Genomic DNA, 20,267 nt, shown 5'->3' with positions numbered 1-20,267 from the left:
ACTGCCGTTTATTTACCATTTGTTTTTTTTTTTTTTTGATATTCTGTGGATTTTTAATTTTATTTTCAAAGGATAAAAAAATGAAACAAATTTTGGTGTTGAGCTTTACGGCTTTTGTAGGTTTAAATTTTTGTGGTTGTGCAGAATTTAGGTTACCAGAATTGCCACAGTTTCCAACATTTGGCGGCAACACAAGTTCAAAAACCGAAGTAGATTGGACAAGTAAAAATTTAAAAAATTGTAGAGTAAAGCCAACTGTTTATTGCGTAAGTCACTTTGATTATGAACCGCTCGGTAGAAACCATAAAGAATTAGCTCAACAAATTCATGATATTTGTTGGGCTGTCGATATGAGAGTTATGAAAGAAGGAAATACAGAAGAACTTAAAAAAATAAGATGGAATATAGGAAAAGGTAAATACGGACTAGATGAGCAAACAAATTTTGATAATAATTGCAGATTAGCTTCAAATATTGTTGGCATAAACGACCGTAACACAAAAAATAAAATAGATGAATTTAATAGCATATATTAATAAAAATATTTCGGATAAATTTAGCCAAATTGCCTAAATTTACTTTATTTACAAAGCGACTTTAAAAATTCAGTCTTAAAGTCGCTTTTTGTATTTATATCATAAATTTTCCCGTTAAATTCAAAACTCAAATTCGCTGCATGTAGGCAAAGCCTAGAAGCGCCTGTTAAATTTATCCGCTCACACACGCTTAATTTCTCGTCCAAAATCGCTTCGAAAGTCGCCGTATCAGTCCCGTAAAGCGGGTCGCCTAAAATTTTGTGTTTCACATGAAACAAATGCAAACGAATTTGATGCTGTCTTCCCGTCAGTGGCACGGCTCGAACCAAAGTCGCATTAAATTCGCTAAAATACTCTATCGGATAAATTTCGGTTATCGCCTTTTTGCCGTTTTCGCAAATTCGCATTTTAATCATTACTTCGTCAGTTTCCAAACTCTCGCCTATTGGCTCATCGATTACAAATTCTCGCTCCACTCTCCCGCTCACCAAAGCAAAATATGATTTTTTCACCGCCCTATTTTCAAAAAGCGTTTTTAAAGCGTTCAGCGAAGCCAAATTTTTTGCTACCAGTATCACGCCGCTTGTCTCTTTATCGAGCCTATGCACGACCGCCGCAGAGCGACCATAAAGCGACCAAATTTCATCATAAAGCGAGTATTTGCAGTGTCTGCCGTTTGGGTGAGAAAGCACTCCGCTAGGTTTGTCAAAAACCCCAAATTCTTCGCATTCAAAAATCGCGCGCAGTCCTTTTGGCTCACATTTATAATCTATCAAAAATATTTCGCCATTTGCAACGCTGTTTTTTGCCAAAACCACGCCGTCCGCACTTAGCACCCTGCCCTTGTCGCACAGCCTTTGTGCAGTTTTCATATCATAACCCAAGCCCAGTAAAATCTCAAAAATTCGCCGATTTGTAAATTTACCTAAACTAAATTTCTCATACGCCATATTAACTAACTTTTCAGCCCTTTTTTAATATAATTTTGGATTATATCAAATTTCAAATAAAGGCACAAAAATGGTAGAGCGATACGCACGAAAAATTATGAAAGACAAATGGACGCAGTTTGCCAAATACGACGCTTGGCTAAAAGTGGAGTTGGCAGCAGTTAAGGCGTGGAACAAGCTTGGCTTTATCCCAGATAGCGACTGCGAAAAAATCTGCAAAAACGCTAAATTTAGCGTCGAACGCATAGACGAAATCGAAAAAACGACAAAGCACGATGTGATTGCGTTTTTAACCAGCGTGAGCGAGAGCTTGGGCGAAGAGAGCAGATTTGTGCATTATGGTATGACAAGTAGCGATTGTATCGATACGGCTGTGGCGTTGCAGATAAAAGATAGCTTGGATTTGATTATCGCCGACATCGAAGCCCTAAAAACGGCAATCAAAAATCAAGCGATGAAGCACAAAAATACGCTTATGGTCGGCAGAAGTCATGGAATTCACGGCGAACCGATAACTTTTGGCTTAGTTTTGGCGATTTGGCATGATGAAATTAACCGCGCATTAGAGCTGATAAAACACGCTTACGGCGTCATAAGTGTGGGTCAAATCAGCGGTGCAATGGGAAATTTCGCTCACGCTCCATTAGAGCTTGAAGAGCTAGTTTGCCAAAATCTAGGCTTAAAACCGGCCCCAGCGTCAAACCAAGTCATACAAAGAGATCGCTACGCGCAAGTGATGAACGCACTAGCGATTTTGGCTTCATCTTGCGAGAAAATCGCCGTTGCGATCCGCCACTACCAAAGAACCGAAGTTTATGAGTGCGAAGAGTATTTCGCTCCCGGACAAAAAGGAAGCTCAGCTATGCCACACAAACGAAATCCGGTGCTTAGCGAAAATGTAACGGGGCTTTGCAGAGTTTTGCGAAGCTATGCGATCCCTGCTATGGAAAATGTCGCTTTGTGGCACGAAAGAGATATAAGTCATAGTTCGGTTGAGAGATTTATACTGCCAGATGGCTTTGTAACGGCTGATTTTATGCTAAATCGCCTTGCAAATTTGATAGAAAATTTGGTCGTTTATCCTGAAAATATGATGAAAAATCTAAATTTAACAGGCGGACTAGTTTTTTCGCAAAGAGTTTTGCTAGAACTTCCTAAAAAAGGTTTGAGCCGCGAAGAAGCCTACAAAATCGTGCAAAGAAATGCGATGAAAGTTTGGGCTGACTTGCAAGAAGGCAAAAAAGCTATCGACGAAAACGGGGCTAGTTTGTATTTGCAAAATTTACTAGCCGACGACGACCTAAGAAAAGCTTTGAGCGAAGATGAGATTAAATCTTGCTTTGATTATGGATATTACACCAAAAATGTGGATAAAATTTTCGCTAGGGTGTTTGGGTAAATAAATTTAGCCCATTTTGGGCTAAATTTTCTATATATAAAATCAAAAAATACCCAAATTTTCCCATAATAATTTACCTTAAAATTTAGCAAAACTCCAAAGCAAAATTTGGATAAATTTTCTTAAATCATAAGCTTTAAAAAGATACAATCGCACAATTATTTTTTCTTAGAAACGGACGCAAAAATGAAAGTTATTAAACGCAACGGTAGAACCGAAGAACTCGATATTTCAAAAATCAAAAAATTCACAGGGGACGCGGTAGTAGGGCTAGAAAATGTCAGCCTTAGCGAGTTAGAAGTCGATGCGAAAATTCAGTTTCGCGATATGATTACCACGGAGGAAATCCAGCAAACCCTTATCAAAACCGCCGTCGATAAAATCGACATAGACCGCCCAAACTGGACATTTGTGGCAGCGCGACTTTTCCTTTATGATTTGTATCACAAAGTATCGGGCTTCACCGGCTATCAATCGCTTCAAACCTACTTTGAGCGCGGTGAGAGCGAGGGTCGCATCATGCTAGGGCTAAAAGAAAAATACGACCTAGACGACTTAGACGCCTACATTAAGCCAGAGCGCGATTTGCAATTTACCTATCTTGGCATTAAAACGCTTTATGATCGCTATCTCATAAAAGACAGACAAGCAAAGCCAATTGAGCTTCCACAGCACATGTTTATGGCGATTGCTATGTTTTTAGCCCAAAACGAACTAGACAGCCAAGGCTGGGCGAAAAAATTTTATGATTTAATAAGCAAATTTGAAGTCATGCTCGCCACTCCGACACTCTCAAATGCTCGCACCACGCGCCACCAGCTTTCAAGCTGTTATGTGGGAAGCACGCCAGATAATATCGAAGGAATTTTTGATAGCTACAAAGAAATGGCGCTTTTATCGAAATTCGGCGGCGGTATCGGCTGGGACTGGTGCAAAGTCCGCGCAATGGGCGGTAGTATCGACGGGCACAAAAACGCTGCAGGTGGCATAATACCTTTTCTAAAAATCACAAACGACATAGCCGTAGCGGTCGATCAACTAGGCACCAGAAAAGGCGCAATCGCCGTGTATATAGAGCCGTGGCACATGGATATAAACGACTTTTTGGATTTGCGTAAAAACTCAGGCGAAGAACGCCGTAGAGCGCATGAAATTTTCCCTGCTTTGTGGATAAATGATTTGTTTATGAAACGCCTAGCAAACAACGAAAAATGGACGCTTTTTGACCCTGTCGATGTGGCTGATTTGTGCGATGTGTGGGGCGAAGAGTTCGAGCAAAAATATATCGCCTACGAAAACGACCCAAATATCAGCAAATCAACCGTTCTAGCAAAAGAGCTTTGGAAAAAAATCCTAACTAGCTATTTTGAGACGGGAATGCCGTTTTTGTGCTTTAAAGATAACGCAAACAGGGTTAATCCAAATTCGCACAAAGGGCTAATTCGAAGCTCAAATTTATGCACCGAGATTTTCCAAAACACACAGGCAAACCACTACAAAACAAAAGTGATTTACGCTGACGGAAGCGAAGAGCTTTTCGAAGAAAATGAAGAAGTGCTCGTAAATGGCAAAATCACCAAAAAAGCCAAAAAAATCACGGCACTTGATACGATAAATGGCAAAGACATTTTCATCGTCGAAAAGGGCGTAGATGAAGGCGCAACGGCAGTTTGTAATCTCGCAAGTCTGAATTTAAGCAAAATTCACACCCAAGAAGACATAAAACGCGTCGTGCCGATCGCTGTGCGAATGCTAGATAATGTAATCGAGCTAAATTTTTACCCACACGCAAAGGTAAAACGCACGAATTTACGCTCTCGCGCCATAGGATTAGGCGTAATGGGCGAAGCGCAAATGCTTGCCGAAAAGGGCATTATTTGGGGAAGTTACGAGCATTTTGAGACAATCGATAAAATCATGGAAAACATAAGCTACAACGCCATTTACGCTTCATCAAATTTAGCTCTTGAAAAGGGCAAATACCCTGAATTTGAGGGCTCAAAATGGTCGCAAGGAATTTTCCCAATCGATTTAGCAAACGAAAATGCTAAAAAACTAGTCGGTCGCGGGGGACTTTTTGAAGATAACTCTTGCGACTGGGACGCACTTCGAGCAAAAGTCAAGAAAGATGGCATGAGAAACGGCTATTTAATGGCGATTGCGCCGACTTCAAGCATTTCGATTTTAGTAGGCACGACGCAGACTATCGAGCCTGTTTATAAACGCAAATGGTTCGAACACAATCTAAGCGGTATGATTCCTGTGGTCGTGCCAAATCTAAGCCCCGATACTTGGCAAGCCTATGTTCCGGCATACGAACTAGACCAGCGACTGCTTATAAAAGCAGGTGCAATCCGCCAAAAATGGATAGATCAAGGGCAGAGCCTAAATATTTTTATCACGCTTGATAAGGCTAGCGGTAAGGTGCTAAATGACATTTACACCCTTGCGTGGGAGCTTGGCATTAAATCGACATATTATCTGCGAAGCGAAAGCCCTTCAACTGATGATTTCAACTCCGATGTCGCAGATCGCAGTATCGAGTGCGAAGGTTGCCAGTAACGCACAATTAAATTTACCTTTTGGCGAAATTTTAAAATTTCGCCAAATTTAGCCCAAATTTCACTAAATTTTAGCCCCTAAATTTGCCATTTTTCCTTGAATTTATCTTTGTAAGACTGCCTTTTATCCTTGATTTTATCGTTCGTGTGCTTGGCGAGATTTTCGAGGTAGGCAGAGGCGATTTGCAAGAGCATATTTGCTATCATTTTTTTATCATCCTTTGCAACCGTTTTGTATTTTTGCAAAATTTGAGGCACCGCGAGTGGCAGGTTATGCGGGATTTGTGCGAAGGTATCGAGGCTGGTCGCATTAAATAGCTCAAAAACCGCCTCGATTGCGATTTTGCGCTGAGTGGCGGTAGTGTTTTGCATAAAATCGCTCAAAGTCTTATCAATAATCTTGCTCGAATTGCTAAGATTTTCGGCGTAGATAAAATCCTCCCTGCCCACCTCCCAGCTAAAAATATCGTGCGCAAAGACAAGTTTGGCGTTAGATTGGACGATTTTTATGCTCTCTTTGTGGCTTAGCAGATTTCCGATAATGCTCTCATTTGGGATATAGGTTTGGATTTTTGATAAAATTTCGCCACTTAAATTTTGTTCGTAAAATTCCGGCAAAAACCCCGGTCCGTCGTAGTTATAGACCTTTATTATGCGACCATGCACGCCGGGATTTGCCCTAAGCGCTGAGTAAATCGCCACATTTCCGCCCTTTGAGTGTCCGCCGATTTTAAGGCGCGCATGCGGATATTTTTGCGCGATTTTTTCTAGATATTTAAGCCCTGAGATTTGGCAAGGAAGCTCTTTTAAAAACGCCATATTAAAGTCCTCTTGCCAGCCCAAAATCGAATTATCCGTGCCGATAAACGATACGAAAATTTCTTCCTCGCCCAAATGAATACACAGCGCGCCAAACTGCCTGATTGCCTCTTTGTCGTTATCTCGCTCTATATCGCTTACGCGCAAATCCCCAAAACGCGCGCTTTGGGCTAAATTTAGCGCGAGTGTTTTATCGCCCTCCCACAAAAACTCATCATCGCTTAAATTCGCCAAATTTTCGCAAATTTCACCCAAATTTCCGCCATTAAAAAGCGAAATTTTATGAAACGGCAAATACGAAAATCGCGCCAAAACAAGCGCGTCTAATTCGTTAAATTTACGCTCGCTAAATTTCAAATCCCCGCGCCAAAAAAGATAGTCGTTGATATTCGCCATTTTACGCCCTAAATTCAGCCTGCAAGGCTAGTTTTGGGTCGTAGCCTATGTTTTTCTCAAACTCGCTAAGTCTCATGTGGATCGAGCGAAGTTCGGTTATCGTCGTCCAATTCTCCGTAAATACGCTAAAACTTTGGCGCACTTTGTTAAAGGCATTTGCTGTTTGGATTAGCACGCCAAGCGTGATTACCTTGGTAAAAAGACCTGGTCCCATTATCAGATATGGCACGATGACGAGAATTTGCGAGTATGTATGAAGCCATGTATCAAAATACAAATAGTGCAAAAAGAGCTTGTGGTAGTTAAATTTAAGCTTGTCAAAAAGCGAAATGAGCTTCTCCTCGCTTCCGTAATTCGCCTTGTCCTCCTCGGCAAAAACTAGCTCTTTTCGAAAGGCTGCTTCGACCTTTTGGTTGTTGTATTCTAGGCGTGGTAGATACCTGCCCACGAACCACGACACGCCAAGCCCACCCACGCTCACAGCTAGCGCAATCCAAACAAGAGAGCCTGGAATATCCTTGATAAAGGGCAAATTTATCCCGCTACTTAGCCCCCATAAAATCGGAATAAACGCAAATAGCGTCATAAAAGCATAGACAATTCGCATGCCCACATCTTCGAGCGTTTTTGTGAAACGATAAATGTCCTCTTGGATACGCTGTGAGCTACCCTCTATGTCGCGCTCTACCCTACGCCAAAAGCCAATGTATGAAAATGTCATCGCCTCGCGCCATTTTAGCACCCATACGCGCGTGATATAGCGCTCAGAAACAGCCGCAAATATAAACCACATCGCAAGCCACAAAAACAAAAGCATAGCCTCATAAAACTCGTCAATCGTGTGCTTGTCGATCTCGCCGCCCATATCGTAAAACGCCCTATACCACTCGTTAAATTTGACATTTAAAATGGTTTGAAAAAGATTAATACCGAGTATAAAAATTAGTCCGCCCCAAGCCAAAATTCGCCATTTTTTGCTTTTAAAAAACGATGAAAACATTACCCGCCTTTGTGAAATTTAATCCGTGATTTTACTGAAATTTATTAAATTTTGGAATTTTTGTAAAATTTAAATTAAATTTGTAACTACATTATCAAATTTTAATTAAATTTTCGCTACTCTTTGCGATAAAATATCAAAAAGGAGTAAATCCCCCCCCGCAAAAGTTGCAAATTTCAATTTGCCAGGCGCAGATTTGCGCAAAACTACAAAAAGGAAATACCATGAAAAAGTTTCTTTTGGCATTGGCTGTCCTTGCGACAAGCGCATTTTCGTATTCGCTCGATGAGATTAGAGCGCGAGGTGAAATCCGTATCGGCGTGTATGACGCTGAACCGCCATTTGGCGAGCTTGTCAATGGTAAATTCGAGGGATTTGAGGTCGAGCTTGCCGAAATTTTGGCAAAAAGGATTTTTGGCGAGAAACAAGGTCACATAAGCCTCATGGGCGTTACCAACGATGTGCGTTTTCCGCTTTTACAAGAAAATAAAGCTGATATGATAGTTGCCGCTGTGTCTGTAACGCCAGAGCGCGCCCATTTAGCCGACTTCACGGCTCCGTATTTTACTGTAAATTTGGGTCTTCTCACCAGAAAAGGTAGCGACATCAAGTCTGTCTTGGATTTAAAAGGCAAAAAAATCGGCGCATTGCTTAAAACCACAGGCGAAGCATTTTTGAATAAAGAGGGGATTCCTATCACTTATTGCAACGACAGCGTCGATTGCTATAAAAAAGTCAAAAATGGCGAACTTGACGGCTATGTCAATAACAACCTTTTTGTCTATGCTTATCCGATTTTTGACCCCACAATGGAGGTCAAACTCTCAAACCTTGGCAACACCGTTTTTCTATCAATCGCAATCCAAAAAGGTAACACAAGTTTGCTTGAATTTTTAAACGAGCAAATCATCGCTCTGAGCAAAGAGGGATTTTTCACAAAAGCCTATAACGAGACCTTTGAGCCGTTTTACAAGGGCACGATTGATAAAAAATACTTCCTACTCGACAATGTTTATAAATCGTTTTTCTAAAATTTTGGGCAAAATTTGCCCAAAATTTTACATTAAATTTTGAAATTTGCAGAATTTTACTAAAATTTCGCTCCATTTATCGCAGAAATCGTCGAACTATCCAGCGGGATATATGATACGCTATCGCTGTGTTTGAGCTCTCCTGCGTCCATTTTGAGGTATGGTTCGACCGCAGAGCCTTCTAGCACTCTCCCGCACAGCCCAGCTCTATCAATCCGCACCTCCATAACGCTCATGCCGTGGAAAATAAACTTCAAACAATCCCGCTTTTTCACGCGAAAAACGCTGTTTTTAAAATCCACGCTCGTCATGTCCTTGATATTGGTCGAATACCGCCCCTGCGTGAGATTATAGGCGATGACATCGCTAAGTGCGGTTTTTAGGTCGTTTTTGGCCGCCACGACCAAGGCATCATCTCTCGAAGCTTGTAAGCGTGGAAGCGCAACGCCAACCAAAATCCCAACAATCACAATCACAAAAACAAGCTCAACCATACTAAATGCTTTTTTCATAGGATTTCCTTTTGTTTTTTCGAGTATAGCATTTAATGATGAAATTTTGTAAATTTGGCCGGTTTGTCATCGCGGGCAAACAATATAGCGAAATTCAAACAAATTTCAATTCTCAAATTTTTAAAATTCTCTAAATTTTACTAGATTAGCACGCTTATTTCGCTTCACCAACAATGATAAAATATATGAAATTTCAAATTCGGCGCAGTGTTAAATGAGTGTGGATTTAAAATAAAATGGTGGAGTTAAGCGGGATCGAACCGCCGACCTCTTGAATGCCATTCAAGCGCTCTCCCAGCTGAGCTATAACCCCAAAAAGCTCTGTAATTTTACACTTTTTAGCTTATAATGAATTTAAAAAAGAGAAATTTTGCAAATAAAATAAAATTTTAAGTTTTAATTTGCTAAAATCAGCTTTCGTTTTTGACGCGGGAATAGCTCAGTGGTAGAGCGCAACCTTGCCATGGTTGATGTCGCGAGTTCGACTCTCGTTTCCCGCTCCATGATTTTGTATGTGTTGAAAATGTGCCCGGATGGCGGAATTGGTAGACGCAAGGGACTTAAAATCCCTCGGAATTTTTTCTTCCGTGCCGGTTCAAGTCCGGCTCCGGGCACCACCAAAAACGGCTTAGTGTGGCGACATAGCCAAGCGGTAAGGCATGGGCCTGCAAAGCCTTGATCCCCGGTTCGAATCCGGGTGTCGCTTCCAAAACAACAAGGAGAGTCTATGAAATATATAGTTACGATACTTTTAGTTTTGGCGTTTAGCGGGTGTTCAAACACATGGCAAGGCGTGAAACAAGACTCAAAAAACGCTGGTCAATGGACGAAGGAAAAGGTTCATAACGGCGCAGAGTGGGTCAGCGAAAAAACAGAATAATTCTATCGGGAGATGGCTGAGCGGTCGAAAGCGGCGGTCTTGAAAACCGTTGAGGGTAACACCTCCTGGGGTTCGAATCCCTATCTCCCGGCCACTTTTTTAAATCAATTTTTTTTACTTTCTTTTAAAATTTTACCGATAAAATCATTTTTCGAATTTAAAAATCAAACAGAGCTTGGCGTCTGCCTTGCTAATGAAAATTTTAAGGAGACCTTATGAAAAAATTATTTTCTTTTGCTTTGGCTATAATTTTTAGCCTATTTTTAACAGGTTGCGTGGGAAATAGCGCACAAACGCCCTCCCGGCCGATAAGTGGCGTGTATAAATTTGATGCTATAAATCTAAATTTCATACAAAATCATCAGCCAGAAAAAGTTGTTTATCAAGACAAAAGCGTCGTAGAAACCAAGTTAAACAATGAAATCAAAAATCAACTAGCACAAAAAAATCTTTTAAACGCAAATTCTAGTGAGCAAATTCATATAGATTTAGATTATCAAAGAGAATTTGTAGGGGAGGCAACCTTTGCAAAAACCGATTCTATCGGCAATATCTTCTTTACTTACGAAATCAAAATCATAAAAAACAATGAAATCGTAAGAGCCGTAACCCAAAACAACAAAATGCGATATAACCCTGGATTTTTTGGCAACCTAAAAACGATTGCTGGCGCAAACAGAAGCGATGATTTCGAAAATGGTGCCATTGTCGCAATCGCAAAAGAGTTAGTCGAACAGATAGAAAAAATCAAGTAAATTTAAAATTTAGCCAAATTTTGAAATTTGGCTAAATTTTTCGCCTAAATTTAAATCCAAATTTTAAAGCTCATTTCGCCCTAAAACATCTTCTCGCCTCTGCCCCATAGCAGGATTGGGTGAAATGTCACATACACCTCATCGGGGTTTATGCCAAAGCCACGCAACGCCTCGCTCACAAGCCTAACGCAAACCTCGCATTTTTGCTTTTCTACGCTAATTCCTAGCAGCGAGATTGCGATATACGCGCCATTTGCAACCGCATTTTGCGAGATAAAAAGCGCCTTGTCGCACTCTACCGCGCTCATTATGCTCTCACTTTTTTTGCCAAACGCCTCACTTACGGCATTACAAAGCGCACCCGCGACGCTTTGTAGTGTTTTTTCATCAAATTTCGCGCTAAATTTCGCATCGATATACGGCATAAAAACCCCTTAAATTTTAAATTTTCCCCGCTTCGCAAATTTCTAATTTTGCGCCGAATTTTAAAATTCGGGTGCAGTATTACAAGCTTGCGAAGCGGAATTTCCAAATTCCACTATTTTACATTAAATAGCCAGCTTGGCTTAATCCCCTCGCGCAAAACGCCGTCGGTGTCGGTGTATTGCTCCAAAGAGCCTGCCTTGACCTGGATACAAAGGAATCTAATCGCCTCGTCGCCTGCGCTGATACAGCGTTCGCCGCTTGGGTCGATTTTGAAAATATCGCCCTTTTTGATTGCGATTTCTTCGCCGTCGATGAAAAGCTTGCCGCTGCCTTCAAGCACGATATAGACCTCTTCGTTTTGGACATGCGCATGCACGAAAGGCACGCTAATGCCAGCTGGCAGGGTGTTTAAGCTAATCTCGCAACCGCTTAGACCTAAAAGCTCTTTAAACTCGACGCGCTCGTTGCTATCGAGCCTTGCAAAAGTGTAGTTTTTCATTTTTTCTCCTTAAATAAGATTATTTTAAAATTTCAAGATCGATTAAAAGCCCCGCAAGCCCCTCGCCTGCGACATCGTTTGTGATTTTGCCATTTTCGTCAAAATAGTAAAAATTCATCGTGCTAAACGAAAATTTTGCTCCGTCCGCCTTTTTGCCGTAAAATTCGCCCCTCTCGTGTGTGCCGCTACACTCCCACAAAACAGCCACCACAGCGTCGTTTGCGACGATATCTTTGATTTGCCATTTGATATCAGGGAAGCTTTGTCTCATGAAATTTACCACCGAGATATACCCTGCGCCGCCATAAAGCGGGTCTTTGGAAACTGGGGTAAAAAATGTAGCGTTTTGGTTTATTAGCTTCTCTGCCAAGGCGGTATCAGCGGTATTTATGGCGGTTTGGAAGTGCGCCATAGCCTCTTTGTTGCACTCGGATTTGACCCTGCTTTGGTAGCAAATTTGGTTAAAATTTGGCTCTAAGCTTTGGGCTAAATTTGAATTAGCGCATAAAATTTGACTCACAAAAACAGCAAAAATCGTAAATTTTTTCATAAATTTCCTTTGATATCTAATTAATTTTTTTATTAAAATTTTTAATCGCACGGCTTAAAAGCGTATCTAGCGCGTCTAATTCAAATTCGCTAAAATTTTTCGCTAAAATTTTATTTAAATTCTTTGAAATTTCATCAAATTTCGGCTTTAAACTCTCGCCTTTTGGCGTGAGTTTTACATTTACGCTTCTTGCGTCGTTTTTGTCCTTTTCTCGCACCAAATAGCCGTCCATTTCGAGCCTATCAAGCAGGGTTGTAACAGTTGCTTTTGTGCGGTTGATTTTAGTGGCAATTTGGGCTGGACTTAAAATTTTACCCCCAAAAAGATAGTGAAAAATATCCCCGTGGCTGGGTGAAATCCCTAAAATTTCAAGCCTTTTAAATTCGTTTATAATGTAATCATTTGCCTCTCTTACAAGCTGTGCGCTTAAAAATATGCTTTTGCGTTCTTTTTTCATTTTTGCCCCTGAAATTTAGGGCGTATTATAGTTAGATTTCGAATTAATGTCAAGTCTAGTATTATAAAATTTAACCCCAAATTTGGGGTTAAATTTTATTTCTCGCCCTCTTTTGGCTTGGTGATTTTATCGACAAGCTGTTTTCCTAGCTCGCTTTGGGCTAGCCCTTCTAGCATGGAGGCGATTTTTGTGCCACCACTCGTGCTTAGCACGCCACCAAGCGAATTTAGCCCCTCGCTTACATTGCCATTGTTTGCGATGATTTTTAGATCTGCGCTAGTTAGGGCTTTGGCCTGTTCTAAGCCGATGTCGCGGTTAGCCTTGATTTGCTCGATTGAGATTAGATATGTTTGATAGCCCTCGTTTTCGCCGATTTCACGCGCTAGCTCGATTTGCGCATTGACAGGGGCTAGCTCTTTTAATCTCAAAGCCTCAGCCTCAGCGGTTCCTATTTTTGCGATACCTTGGCTCTCTTTGTCTTTGATTTCCAAAAGCGCAGCCGCCTCCAAAAACTGCCTTTCTTTATCGCCTTGCGCGATTAGGATTTGGTTTTCTTTCTGGGCTTCGGCTTCCTTGATTTTGGCTGTTTTCTTGGCCTCCGCGTCGATTTCGATTTTGCGCTGTTCTTGCTCAGCTTGGACAATTTCTACTTGCTTTTTAATCTCTGCTTTTTTGACATCTTGGACGCGCACGACCTCCATTGCCTTTTCTTGGGTGATTTTTTCCTGCTCTTTTACCACTTGTTTGGCTTGTTCTTTGCTGATTGCGACCTCACGCTCTTGCTCGACGGTTTTTAGTCCTACGAGTTTTAGGGCTTCTTGCTCTTTGATTTCGGTTTCTCTTTTGGCTTCGATTTCGGCGATTTGGGCTCGTTTGCGGTTTTCGGCGACCTCGACACGGCTATCTTTTTCGATAGCTGATTTTTTCTTTTCCATTATGTTGAAAATGACCTTTTCGCCATCTTTGTCCTTAATATCCATTAATTCGATATTTTTCACAGGCGCAATGCCCCAGTTTTCGAGCTGAGATTGAACCGAAACTGTAAAGTCCTCGCCTAGGGCGGAGCGGATTGTGAGAATTTCTTCGAGCTCTCGTTTGGCTAAAATCGAGCGGATTGAGCCTTGGATAATATCTGTGAGTTGCTTTTTGAGATCGTCGAAGTCTTTGACCCTTTGGGCGGCTAAATTTGAATCGGCAATGCGGAAAAACGCCGTGATATCCACGACAAATGGTAGCCTGCCCACATCATAAGCCTCGTAAGCCTCGATTTTGATACTAAATACTGAAACTGGCAAAATTATCTTGCTAACGCCTAAAATCGGCACCCAACCCGGGAAATTATAATACACATTTCCATTTCCAGTGTCTTTGCCAAAACTTTGCGTTTTGCGCGCGCTTTGGACGATATGAACCTCGTTTGTCTCCACGACGGTCCTAAAATACATAGCCGCAAGCACACAAATGACTACAATAGCGACCAAACCGCCACCAAATCCAATCAAAACAGGCGAAAACATCACCCCTCCTTGTAATAAAATTTAAGGCGCAATTATAAGCAAAATTTGATTTAAATAAAATTTATTCTGTAATTTGCATTCTGGCAGACAGGAAGGGATTCGAACCCTCGGAGGCTTGCACCTCACACGCGTTCCAGGCGTGCTCCTTCGACCACTCGGACACCTGTCTAAAAAGGTTTGGATTATAACTAAAATTTTAAATTTGAAGCTGAAATTTGAAAATTTGCGGAATTTTAAAATTCCGCAAATTTCACCTAAATATCCTATCTATCGGCACAGCAGACATATCAGGCGCAGTATCGGCATCAGCTCCTAAAATCTCTTTTAGCTCCTCGTCGCTTATGCTAAATCCCCCGCCAAGCGCCTTGTAAGCATTTACGCTAGCTTCTAATTCCTCCAAATCAGCGCCCACTTTGGCAAGTTCTGTGTTTAAAAGATTGCGTTGCGCGTCTAGGAATTCTAAATGGCTAGAATACCCAGCGTTATAAAGCTCGGTCGCGTCTTTGTAAATTTTGCGTTGCGAGCTTAGCAAATCACTCATCGCTTTTTTGCGTTCTTTTGCGTTTTTAAGTGTAGTTAGGGCGTCTTTGACATCGCCAAGAGCCGTTTTTAGCGCCTTGTCATAAGCGATAAAAGATGAGTTTTGATCGACATTTGCGATATCGACCCTCTTTTTAGTTCGCCCAAAATCAAGCAAAGGTCCCACGAGTGAGCCACCGATACTCCACGAGCTAGTAGTCGAGCTAATCAATCTATCAAAATCGCTACTTGCATAGCCAAACGCCCCAGTTAGCGAGATAGTCGGGAAATACCCTGCCTTGGCAACGCCGACTAGGAAATTGCTAGCACGCAAATCCTCCAAGGCCTTTGCCACATCTGGGCGATGAAGCAAAACATCGCTTGGCACGCCACTTGGGATTTGTGGGGCATTAGGCAGTTTTGCAGCTGTGAGGATTTGCGGATTTACGACCCCATCGTAGCTTTTGCCGGCTAAAATCGCAAGCGAGGTTTGCACCTGAGAAATTTGGTTTTGCACGGCGATTAGGCTTGCTTTGGCGTTTTGCACAGCGGCACTTGCTTGGCTAAGCGTGATTTGATTTATCGCACCAGCTTCTAGCTCTTTTTTGCGGTAATTTTGCGTCTGCTCGTAGCTTTTTAGCGATTTAGTTAGAATTCTTTCTTGCTCTTTTAGGGATAAAAGTGCGAAATACGAGCTTGCAACCGCGCTAGTGATTGTGTTTTTGGCTGTTTCATAATCGTATTTAGTCCCCATATACTGCGCCGCGCTAGCACTCACGCTGTTTCGCACCCTACCCCAAAAATCAATCTCATAGCTAAGTGGCGCCGAAATCGCGTAAGAAGCGTGAGAATTTGAATCAGGCATATTAGCATAATTATTTTGGCGCATTGCAGAGCCTGAAATTCCGATATTTGGTAGATATTCAAGCTTACTTAGACCTAAATTTAGCCTTGCGCGCTCGATGTTATTTAAAGCCAGCATTAAATCAGAATTATTCGCCAAAGCACTATCAATTAGCGCATTTAGCTGGGTGTCGTTGTAGCTTTTCCACCACATTTGGCTCACATTTGTCGCCTCGTATCCAGATCTATACTCGATATGGCGAGTAGGCATATCAGGCTTAAAGCTGCAACCGCTAATCAGTGCGCCAGTTAAAATTCCTAGTAAAATTTTAGTTTTCATCTTTTTCCTCTGATTTTATTTTTCGCTTATCTAGCCACGCATTAAAGCTCTCCAAAAGGTAGAAAAATAGCGGCACGAAGAAAATCGCTATCGTCGAAGCAGCCAAAATTCCACCAAGCACGCCAGTTCCTAGCGCGTGACGGCTAGCAGAACCTGCTCCTGTGGCAAGTACCATAGGCAAAACACCAAGACCAAAAGCCAAAGATGTCATAACAATCGGTCTAAAACGCATTTTTGCAGCACTAATCGCCGCTTCTGCGATACTTTTTCCGCCGTGTTGATACTCTTGCATAGCAAATTCGACGATTAAGATTGCATTTTTTGCTGCAAGTCCGATAAGCAAAATAAGTCCGATTTGAAAATATATATCATTATTTAATCCCCTAGCCCATGTGAATAAAAGCGCACCAAACACGCTAAATGGCACGGCTGTAAGAACAGCCATTGGCATTAGCCACCTCTCATACTGCGCCGCCAAAATCAAAAATACAAACAAAAGTCCAAACGCAAAGGCCTTTGCACCAGTTCCTGCTGCATTTACCTCTTGATAAGCCGTGCCCGACCAGCCAAGAGTGTATCCAGTAGGGAATTCGCCAAGAATCGTATCTCTAATAGCGTCAATTGCCTGACCAGAAGTATATCCAGGGGCAGGATCGCCCATAAGTCTAGCTGCTGGGAAGCCGTTGAAACGATCGACGATATCAGGGCCTTTGGCGCGTTCTAAATTTACAACCGAATCAAGCGAAACCAAATTTCCACTAGCTGAGCGCACATAAAGCGTCCTTAAATCATTTGGCGTATCGCGGAAGAGCTGCTCTGCTCTCATATAGACGCGGTATGTCTTACCCAAAAGGTTAAAATCGTTTATGTAGTATTGTCCGATAGTCGAATTTATCGTCGTAAAAATATCAGGGATTGAAATTCCAAGCATTTTGATTTTTTCCTTATCTAGGCTTAGATTGTATTGTGGGAAATTTACATCTAGCGTAGAACGGACATTTTGCAAAGCTGGATTTTGCGAAGCTTTGGCGACTATTCGCGCCATATCATCGGCGATTTGTTGATAGTTTTTACCCGTAGTATTTTCTGCATACACTTCAAATCCACCAGTCATTGATAAACCATTGATCGGAGGTGGGGTTAGGGCAAAGGTCATCGCGCTTCTATCCATGACAAAAAGCTGTCCAGTTAGCGCGTTTGCGATTGATTGGGCTGATTGGTTTGCCTCAGGGCGGACTTCCCAAGGTTTGAGTTTAGAGAAAAATACGCCTGAATTTTCCCTAGCACCACCTGCCATCATATCAAATCCCGCGATTGTGGTGATTGCTTCGACATTTGGGTTTTGTGAAAGTGTGCCACGCAAGAAATCCATGTGTTTTTCAGTAGCCACCAAAGGTCTAGCTGATGGAAGTGTCGAAAAGCCCATTACATAGCCTTTATCCTCTGCTGGCACAAGTCCGCCAGGAGTAATTTTAAATAACTCTAACATCACAAAAATAATAATTCCCACAAGGCACAACGATAAAATCACATGGCGCAAAATTTTTGCAACACCTGCTGAGAAAAGGCGGGTTGAAAAATCGAAAAATTCGTTAAATTTGCGCACTAACCAAAACGGCTCGGCCTCTTTTTTACGAAGTAAAAGCGCGCACAGCGCAGGGGTTAGAGTAAGGGCGACAAATCCAGAGAAAACCACAGATGAGACAAGTGTGAGCGCGAATTGTCTTTGGATAACGCCGACAAATCCCTCCATAAAAGCAACTGGCACGAAAACTGCCGCCAAAACAAGCACGATTGAAATTACCGGACTTACGATCTCGTCCATTGCCTTAATCGTGGCCTCTTTGACACTTAAATTTCGCTCTTCGTGCAAAATTCTCTCCACATTTTCGATAACGATAATAGCGTCATCGACGACGATACCGATAGCCAAAACTAGGGCGAAAAGGGTAATTAAATTTATCGAAAATCCAAAAGCGTAAATTCCGATAAACGCGCCACAAATCGATACTGGCACCGCTAGCATTGGAATAATCGTCGCGCGGAAATTTCCTAAGAACATATAAATAACCAAAACGACCAAAATCATCGCTTCGATAAAAGTATGAATAACCTCTTCGATAGAGACTTTTACGAATTCTGTCGTGTCGTATCCGTTGCTATAAGTCAGCGCGCCTGGGAAATTTTGCTTTAACTGCTCTAAACGCGCAGTTACGGCATCAAGCGTAGCAATGGCGTTTGCGCCGTTTTGTTGATAGATAAAAACTGGCGTTGCGTCGTATCCTTGGTATTTACCATTGATGATAAGGCTCTCAGCCCCTAGCTCGACCCTAGCGACATCTTTTACACGCAAAAATTTACCATCATCACTGGCTCTAATGATTACATTTTCAAACTCTTCGACCGTTTTCAAACGCCCCTCTGGCTGGATTGCATAGACATAAGGGTTACCCAAATCGTTTGGTTGCTCGCCTAGCTTTCCGGCTGGGTATTGGCTGTTTTGCTCTCTAATGGCTGCGATTATGTCAGATGATACGACATTGTGTTTGGCCATAAGTCCTGGATTTACCCAAATTCTCATTGAGTAATCCTTCGTGCCAAGGGCCTGCGCGTCGCCCACACCACTAACGCGTTTTAGCTCATCGACGACATTAATGCTGACATAGTTTTGGATATCAAGCGGGCTCATTTGACCTGTTGGGTCATAAAAGAAAAACGCAGAAAGTATAGATGATGAACGCTCTGTAACGCTAACGCCCATTCTTTGCACTTCGGTTGGAAGCGTGGTTAGGGCTGGATTTACTCTGTTATTTACATTTACGAGTGCTTCTTGCGGATCGGTGCCGACCTTGAAAAACACGCTGATATTTGCCCTACCTGACGAGCTAGATGATGAACTCATATAAATCATATCATCGACGCCGTTGATTGCGTTTTCTAGTGGCGAAGCGACGGTATCAGAGATAGTCTGCGCGTCTGCGCCACTATATGTGGCTGTAACTGAAATTTGAGGTGGGGTGAGTTGCGGGTATTCCTCCACAGGGGCGATAAATAGACAAATCGTTCCAGCAATAACGATAATAATCGAAATAACGCTTGCGAAAACTGGGCGATTGATAAAAAATTTAGAAAACATACTTGCCTACCTAGCCTTTGTCGCGTCTGTTTCTGGCGGAAGCGGGGTTACCTTGGCGCCGACTTGAATTTTTGAAAAATTATCCAAAACAATCAAATCGCCCTCGCTCAAACCCTCTGAAATGGTCATCGTCGTAGAATCCTGCGCTATAACTTTTACGATTTTTTTAGCCACAGTGTTGTTTGCATCTACGACATAAACGATAGAGTTGCTTAAATCTTGCAAAACTGCGATTTGCGGGATTTGGAAGCCATCTTTTTGCACGAAACCATCGACTGAAATTCTAGTGTAAATTCCTGGTTGAATTTCATAATTTAGGTTGTTAAATTGCGCTTTGGCACTCACGCTTGCAGTCGCGCTATCTACGACGCTATCGATGAAGACCACATTTCCTTCATAAATTTTGTCATTAAAGGAAATTGTAGCCTTTGTGTTTTTCATATACCAATCGCTGCTGGCTAAATTTCTATCAATTTTCATCTTATCGGTATCAGAAATTCCAAATTTCACATAAATTGGATTTAGCTTTGTAAGTCTGACTAGATTTTCGCCTACACCCACAAACGAGCCAGTATCTTTTTGCGTATCGCCTACAATGCCGTCAAATGGGGCTTTGACAAGGGCATTATCAAGGTCGATTTTCGCCCGTTCGAAATTTGCCTTAGCCACTTCGTAAGCTGATTTTGCGCCGTCAAATTCGCGCGCTGAAATGGTATTGCTCGCCTTTAATTTCCTAGCGCGCTCGTAATCTGCGCTGGCGTTGTTTAGGCTAGCTTTTGCGCTATTAAAAATCGCTTGGTAGCGGGATTTGTCGATTTCATAGAGCCCCTCGCCCTTTTCTACGCGCACACCAGGAGTGAAAAGTTGTTTTTCTATCGTGCCAGAAACCTGCGATTTTAGCGTTACATCTAAATCGCTCGCGGTTTCGCCGTTAAATTTTAGTGCGATTGGAACATCGGATTTTTGGGCCTTAAAAACAGCTACTTGAAGCGGTGGCATACCGCCAGAGCCCTTGGCACCCGCTCCTGCGCCCTCTTCTTTTTTTTCGAAATACGAACATCCGCTAAGCAGTGCTAGCGTCGCAATTAGTGAGAAAATTTTCTTCATACAAACCTCGGTTATTAAATTTTAATAATTAAAG

At 42.0% G+C, this 20,267-nt stretch carries 18 protein-coding genes and 6 tRNA genes; 10 read left to right on the top strand and 14 right to left on the bottom strand.

Annotated elements, in window-relative coordinates:
* The first annotated feature begins 80 nt into the window (after window positions 1–80).
* Window positions 81–536, top strand: a complete 456-nt coding sequence (locus tag OFO07_RS06275) for a hypothetical protein (RefSeq protein ID WP_270871338.1) — start codon at window positions 81–83, stop codon at window positions 534–536.
* Window positions 537–580: 44 nt separating this feature from the next.
* Here OFO07_RS06275 and OFO07_RS06270 read toward each other — a convergent pair whose 3' ends face one another.
* Window positions 581–1,486, bottom strand: coding sequence for a pseudouridine synthase family protein (locus OFO07_RS06270; RefSeq protein WP_442868075.1), 906 nt, complete (start codon window positions 1,484–1,486; stop codon window positions 581–583).
* Window positions 1,487–1,556: 70 nt separating this feature from the next.
* Here OFO07_RS06270 and purB point away from each other — a divergent pair, with 70 nt between their 5' ends.
* Together purB and OFO07_RS06260 are read left to right on the top strand one after the other, a co-directional pair.
* A complete protein-coding gene (gene purB / locus OFO07_RS06265; protein WP_270871336.1) occupies window positions 1,557–2,885 on the top strand; it encodes an adenylosuccinate lyase in 1,329 nt (442 codons plus the stop codon).
* Between the two features lie 186 nt (window positions 2,886–3,071).
* Window positions 3,072–5,447: a ribonucleoside-diphosphate reductase subunit alpha gene (locus tag OFO07_RS06260; RefSeq protein WP_270871335.1), complete on the top strand. Its 2,376-nt coding sequence runs from the start codon at window positions 3,072–3,074 to the stop codon at window positions 5,445–5,447.
* Between the two features lie 77 nt (window positions 5,448–5,524).
* On the opposite strand, the gene OFO07_RS06255 is transcribed toward OFO07_RS06260, so the two are convergent.
* Window positions 5,525–6,661 (bottom strand): Mbeg1-like protein, encoded by a 1,137-nt coding sequence (locus OFO07_RS06255; protein WP_270871334.1) that lies wholly within the window; start codon window positions 6,659–6,661, stop codon window positions 5,525–5,527.
* Window position 6,662: 1 nt separating this feature from the next.
* Entirely contained in the window at window positions 6,663–7,661 is a 999-nt protein-coding gene (locus OFO07_RS06250) for a putative transporter (RefSeq protein WP_270871333.1), read from the bottom strand.
* A gap of 224 nt (window positions 7,662–7,885) precedes the next feature.
* Here OFO07_RS06250 and OFO07_RS06245 point away from each other — a divergent pair, with 224 nt between their 5' ends.
* Window positions 7,886–8,692, top strand: coding sequence for a transporter substrate-binding domain-containing protein (locus tag OFO07_RS06245; protein WP_270858608.1), 807 nt, complete (start codon window positions 7,886–7,888; stop codon window positions 8,690–8,692).
* A gap of 59 nt (window positions 8,693–8,751) precedes the next feature.
* Here OFO07_RS06245 and OFO07_RS06240 read toward each other — a convergent pair whose 3' ends face one another.
* Window positions 8,752–9,204: a type II secretion system protein gene (locus OFO07_RS06240; protein ID WP_270862674.1), complete on the bottom strand. Its 453-nt coding sequence runs from the start codon at window positions 9,202–9,204 to the stop codon at window positions 8,752–8,754.
* A 237-nt stretch (window positions 9,205–9,441) separates the two neighbouring features.
* A tRNA-Ala gene (locus OFO07_RS06235) sits at window positions 9,442–9,517 on the bottom strand.
* A 115-nt stretch (window positions 9,518–9,632) separates the two neighbouring features.
* Between OFO07_RS06235 and OFO07_RS06230 the strand changes: the two genes are divergently transcribed.
* The 6 genes from OFO07_RS06230 to OFO07_RS06205 all read left to right on the top strand — a co-directional run bounded on the left by OFO07_RS06230 (window position 9,633) and on the right by OFO07_RS06205 (window position 10,839).
* Window positions 9,633–9,707, top strand: a tRNA-Gly gene (locus OFO07_RS06230).
* Between the two features lie 24 nt (window positions 9,708–9,731).
* A tRNA-Leu gene (locus tag OFO07_RS06225) sits at window positions 9,732–9,821 on the top strand.
* Between the two features lie 18 nt (window positions 9,822–9,839).
* Window positions 9,840–9,913 (top strand) — tRNA-Cys (locus OFO07_RS06220).
* Between the two features lie 18 nt (window positions 9,914–9,931).
* Window positions 9,932–10,084 carry a hypothetical protein gene (locus tag OFO07_RS06215; RefSeq protein WP_270858610.1) on the top strand — a complete coding sequence of 51 codons (153 nt, stop codon included), beginning with the start codon at window positions 9,932–9,934 and terminating at the stop codon, window positions 10,082–10,084.
* 6 nt (window positions 10,085–10,090) lie between these two features.
* Window positions 10,091–10,178 (top strand) — tRNA-Ser (locus OFO07_RS06210).
* Between the two features lie 121 nt (window positions 10,179–10,299).
* Window positions 10,300–10,839, top strand: coding sequence for a hypothetical protein (locus tag OFO07_RS06205; RefSeq protein ID WP_270871332.1), 540 nt, complete (start codon window positions 10,300–10,302; stop codon window positions 10,837–10,839).
* An 80-nt stretch (window positions 10,840–10,919) separates the two neighbouring features.
* On the opposite strand, the gene OFO07_RS06200 is transcribed toward OFO07_RS06205, so the two are convergent.
* The 9 genes from OFO07_RS06200 to OFO07_RS06160 form a co-directional block, all read right to left on the bottom strand.
* Window positions 10,920–11,264: a phenylpyruvate tautomerase MIF-related protein gene (locus tag OFO07_RS06200; RefSeq protein WP_270871331.1), complete on the bottom strand. Its 345-nt coding sequence runs from the start codon at window positions 11,262–11,264 to the stop codon at window positions 10,920–10,922.
* Between the two features lie 113 nt (window positions 11,265–11,377).
* A complete protein-coding gene (locus tag OFO07_RS06195) occupies window positions 11,378–11,764 on the bottom strand; it encodes a cupin domain-containing protein (RefSeq protein ID WP_270864667.1) in 387 nt (128 codons plus the stop codon).
* A gap of 19 nt (window positions 11,765–11,783) precedes the next feature.
* Window positions 11,784–12,314 carry an ester cyclase gene (locus OFO07_RS06190; protein WP_270871330.1) on the bottom strand — a complete coding sequence of 177 codons (531 nt, stop codon included), beginning with the start codon at window positions 12,312–12,314 and terminating at the stop codon, window positions 11,784–11,786.
* Window positions 12,315–12,330: 16 nt separating this feature from the next.
* The gene (locus OFO07_RS06185) at window positions 12,331–12,771 is read right to left on the bottom strand and encodes a MarR family winged helix-turn-helix transcriptional regulator (RefSeq protein WP_270858614.1); all 441 of its coding nucleotides are present in this window, start codon (window positions 12,769–12,771) and stop codon (window positions 12,331–12,333) included.
* A gap of 95 nt (window positions 12,772–12,866) precedes the next feature.
* Entirely contained in the window at window positions 12,867–14,288 is a 1,422-nt protein-coding gene (locus OFO07_RS06180) for an SPFH domain-containing protein (RefSeq protein WP_270871329.1), read from the bottom strand.
* An 81-nt stretch (window positions 14,289–14,369) separates the two neighbouring features.
* Window positions 14,370–14,457 (bottom strand) — tRNA-Ser (locus tag OFO07_RS06175).
* Window positions 14,458–14,538: 81 nt separating this feature from the next.
* Window positions 14,539–15,990, bottom strand: a complete 1,452-nt coding sequence (locus OFO07_RS06170; protein WP_270871328.1) for an efflux transporter outer membrane subunit — start codon at window positions 15,988–15,990, stop codon at window positions 14,539–14,541.
* Entirely contained in the window at window positions 15,980–19,126 is a 3,147-nt protein-coding gene (locus tag OFO07_RS06165; protein ID WP_270871327.1) for an efflux RND transporter permease subunit, read from the bottom strand. Before OFO07_RS06165 ends, OFO07_RS06170 begins: the two co-directional genes overlap by 11 nt.
* A gap of 6 nt (window positions 19,127–19,132) precedes the next feature.
* Window positions 19,133–20,233 carry an efflux RND transporter periplasmic adaptor subunit gene (locus OFO07_RS06160; RefSeq protein ID WP_270871326.1) on the bottom strand — a complete coding sequence of 367 codons (1,101 nt, stop codon included), beginning with the start codon at window positions 20,231–20,233 and terminating at the stop codon, window positions 19,133–19,135.
* Window positions 20,234–20,267: the final 34 nt, after the last annotated feature.

Source organism: Campylobacter sp. JMF_06 NA1 (genome assembly GCF_027737785.1).
Lineage (GTDB): Bacteria > Campylobacterota > Campylobacteria > Campylobacterales > Campylobacteraceae > Campylobacter_B.
The sequence above is the reverse complement of the archived record's forward strand: the minus strand, read 5'-3'. Positions and strand labels throughout refer to the sequence as shown.

Coding starts and splice junctions, on each gene's coding strand:
- OFO07_RS06275 (WP_270871338.1), top strand. CDS start 81: ATGAAACAAATTTTGGTGTTGAGCTTTACGGCTTTTGTAGGTTTAAAT.
- OFO07_RS06270 (WP_442868075.1), bottom strand. CDS start 1,486: ATGGCGTATGAGAAATTTAGTTTAGGTAAATTTACAAATCGGCGAATT.
- purB (WP_270871336.1), top strand. CDS start 1,557: ATGGTAGAGCGATACGCACGAAAAATTATGAAAGACAAATGGACGCAG.
- OFO07_RS06260 (WP_270871335.1), top strand. CDS start 3,072: ATGAAAGTTATTAAACGCAACGGTAGAACCGAAGAACTCGATATTTCA.
- OFO07_RS06255 (WP_270871334.1), bottom strand. CDS start 6,661: ATGGCGAATATCAACGACTATCTTTTTTGGCGCGGGGATTTGAAATTT.
- OFO07_RS06250 (WP_270871333.1), bottom strand. CDS start 7,661: ATGTTTTCATCGTTTTTTAAAAGCAAAAAATGGCGAATTTTGGCTTGG.
- OFO07_RS06245 (WP_270858608.1), top strand. CDS start 7,886: ATGAAAAAGTTTCTTTTGGCATTGGCTGTCCTTGCGACAAGCGCATTT.
- OFO07_RS06240 (WP_270862674.1), bottom strand. CDS start 9,204: ATGAAAAAAGCATTTAGTATGGTTGAGCTTGTTTTTGTGATTGTGATT.
- OFO07_RS06215 (WP_270858610.1), top strand. CDS start 9,932: ATGAAATATATAGTTACGATACTTTTAGTTTTGGCGTTTAGCGGGTGT.
- OFO07_RS06205 (WP_270871332.1), top strand. CDS start 10,300: ATGAAAAAATTATTTTCTTTTGCTTTGGCTATAATTTTTAGCCTATTT.
- OFO07_RS06200 (WP_270871331.1), bottom strand. CDS start 11,264: ATGCCGTATATCGATGCGAAATTTAGCGCGAAATTTGATGAAAAAACA.
- OFO07_RS06195 (WP_270864667.1), bottom strand. CDS start 11,764: ATGAAAAACTACACTTTTGCAAGGCTCGATAGCAACGAGCGCGTCGAG.
- OFO07_RS06190 (WP_270871330.1), bottom strand. CDS start 12,314: ATGAAAAAATTTACGATTTTTGCTGTTTTTGTGAGTCAAATTTTATGC.
- OFO07_RS06185 (WP_270858614.1), bottom strand. CDS start 12,771: ATGAAAAAAGAACGCAAAAGCATATTTTTAAGCGCACAGCTTGTAAGA.
- OFO07_RS06180 (WP_270871329.1), bottom strand. CDS start 14,288: ATGTTTTCGCCTGTTTTGATTGGATTTGGTGGCGGTTTGGTCGCTATT.
- OFO07_RS06170 (WP_270871328.1), bottom strand. CDS start 15,990: ATGAAAACTAAAATTTTACTAGGAATTTTAACTGGCGCACTGATTAGC.
- OFO07_RS06165 (WP_270871327.1), bottom strand. CDS start 19,126: ATGTTTTCTAAATTTTTTATCAATCGCCCAGTTTTCGCAAGCGTTATT.
- OFO07_RS06160 (WP_270871326.1), bottom strand. CDS start 20,233: ATGAAGAAAATTTTCTCACTAATTGCGACGCTAGCACTGCTTAGCGGA.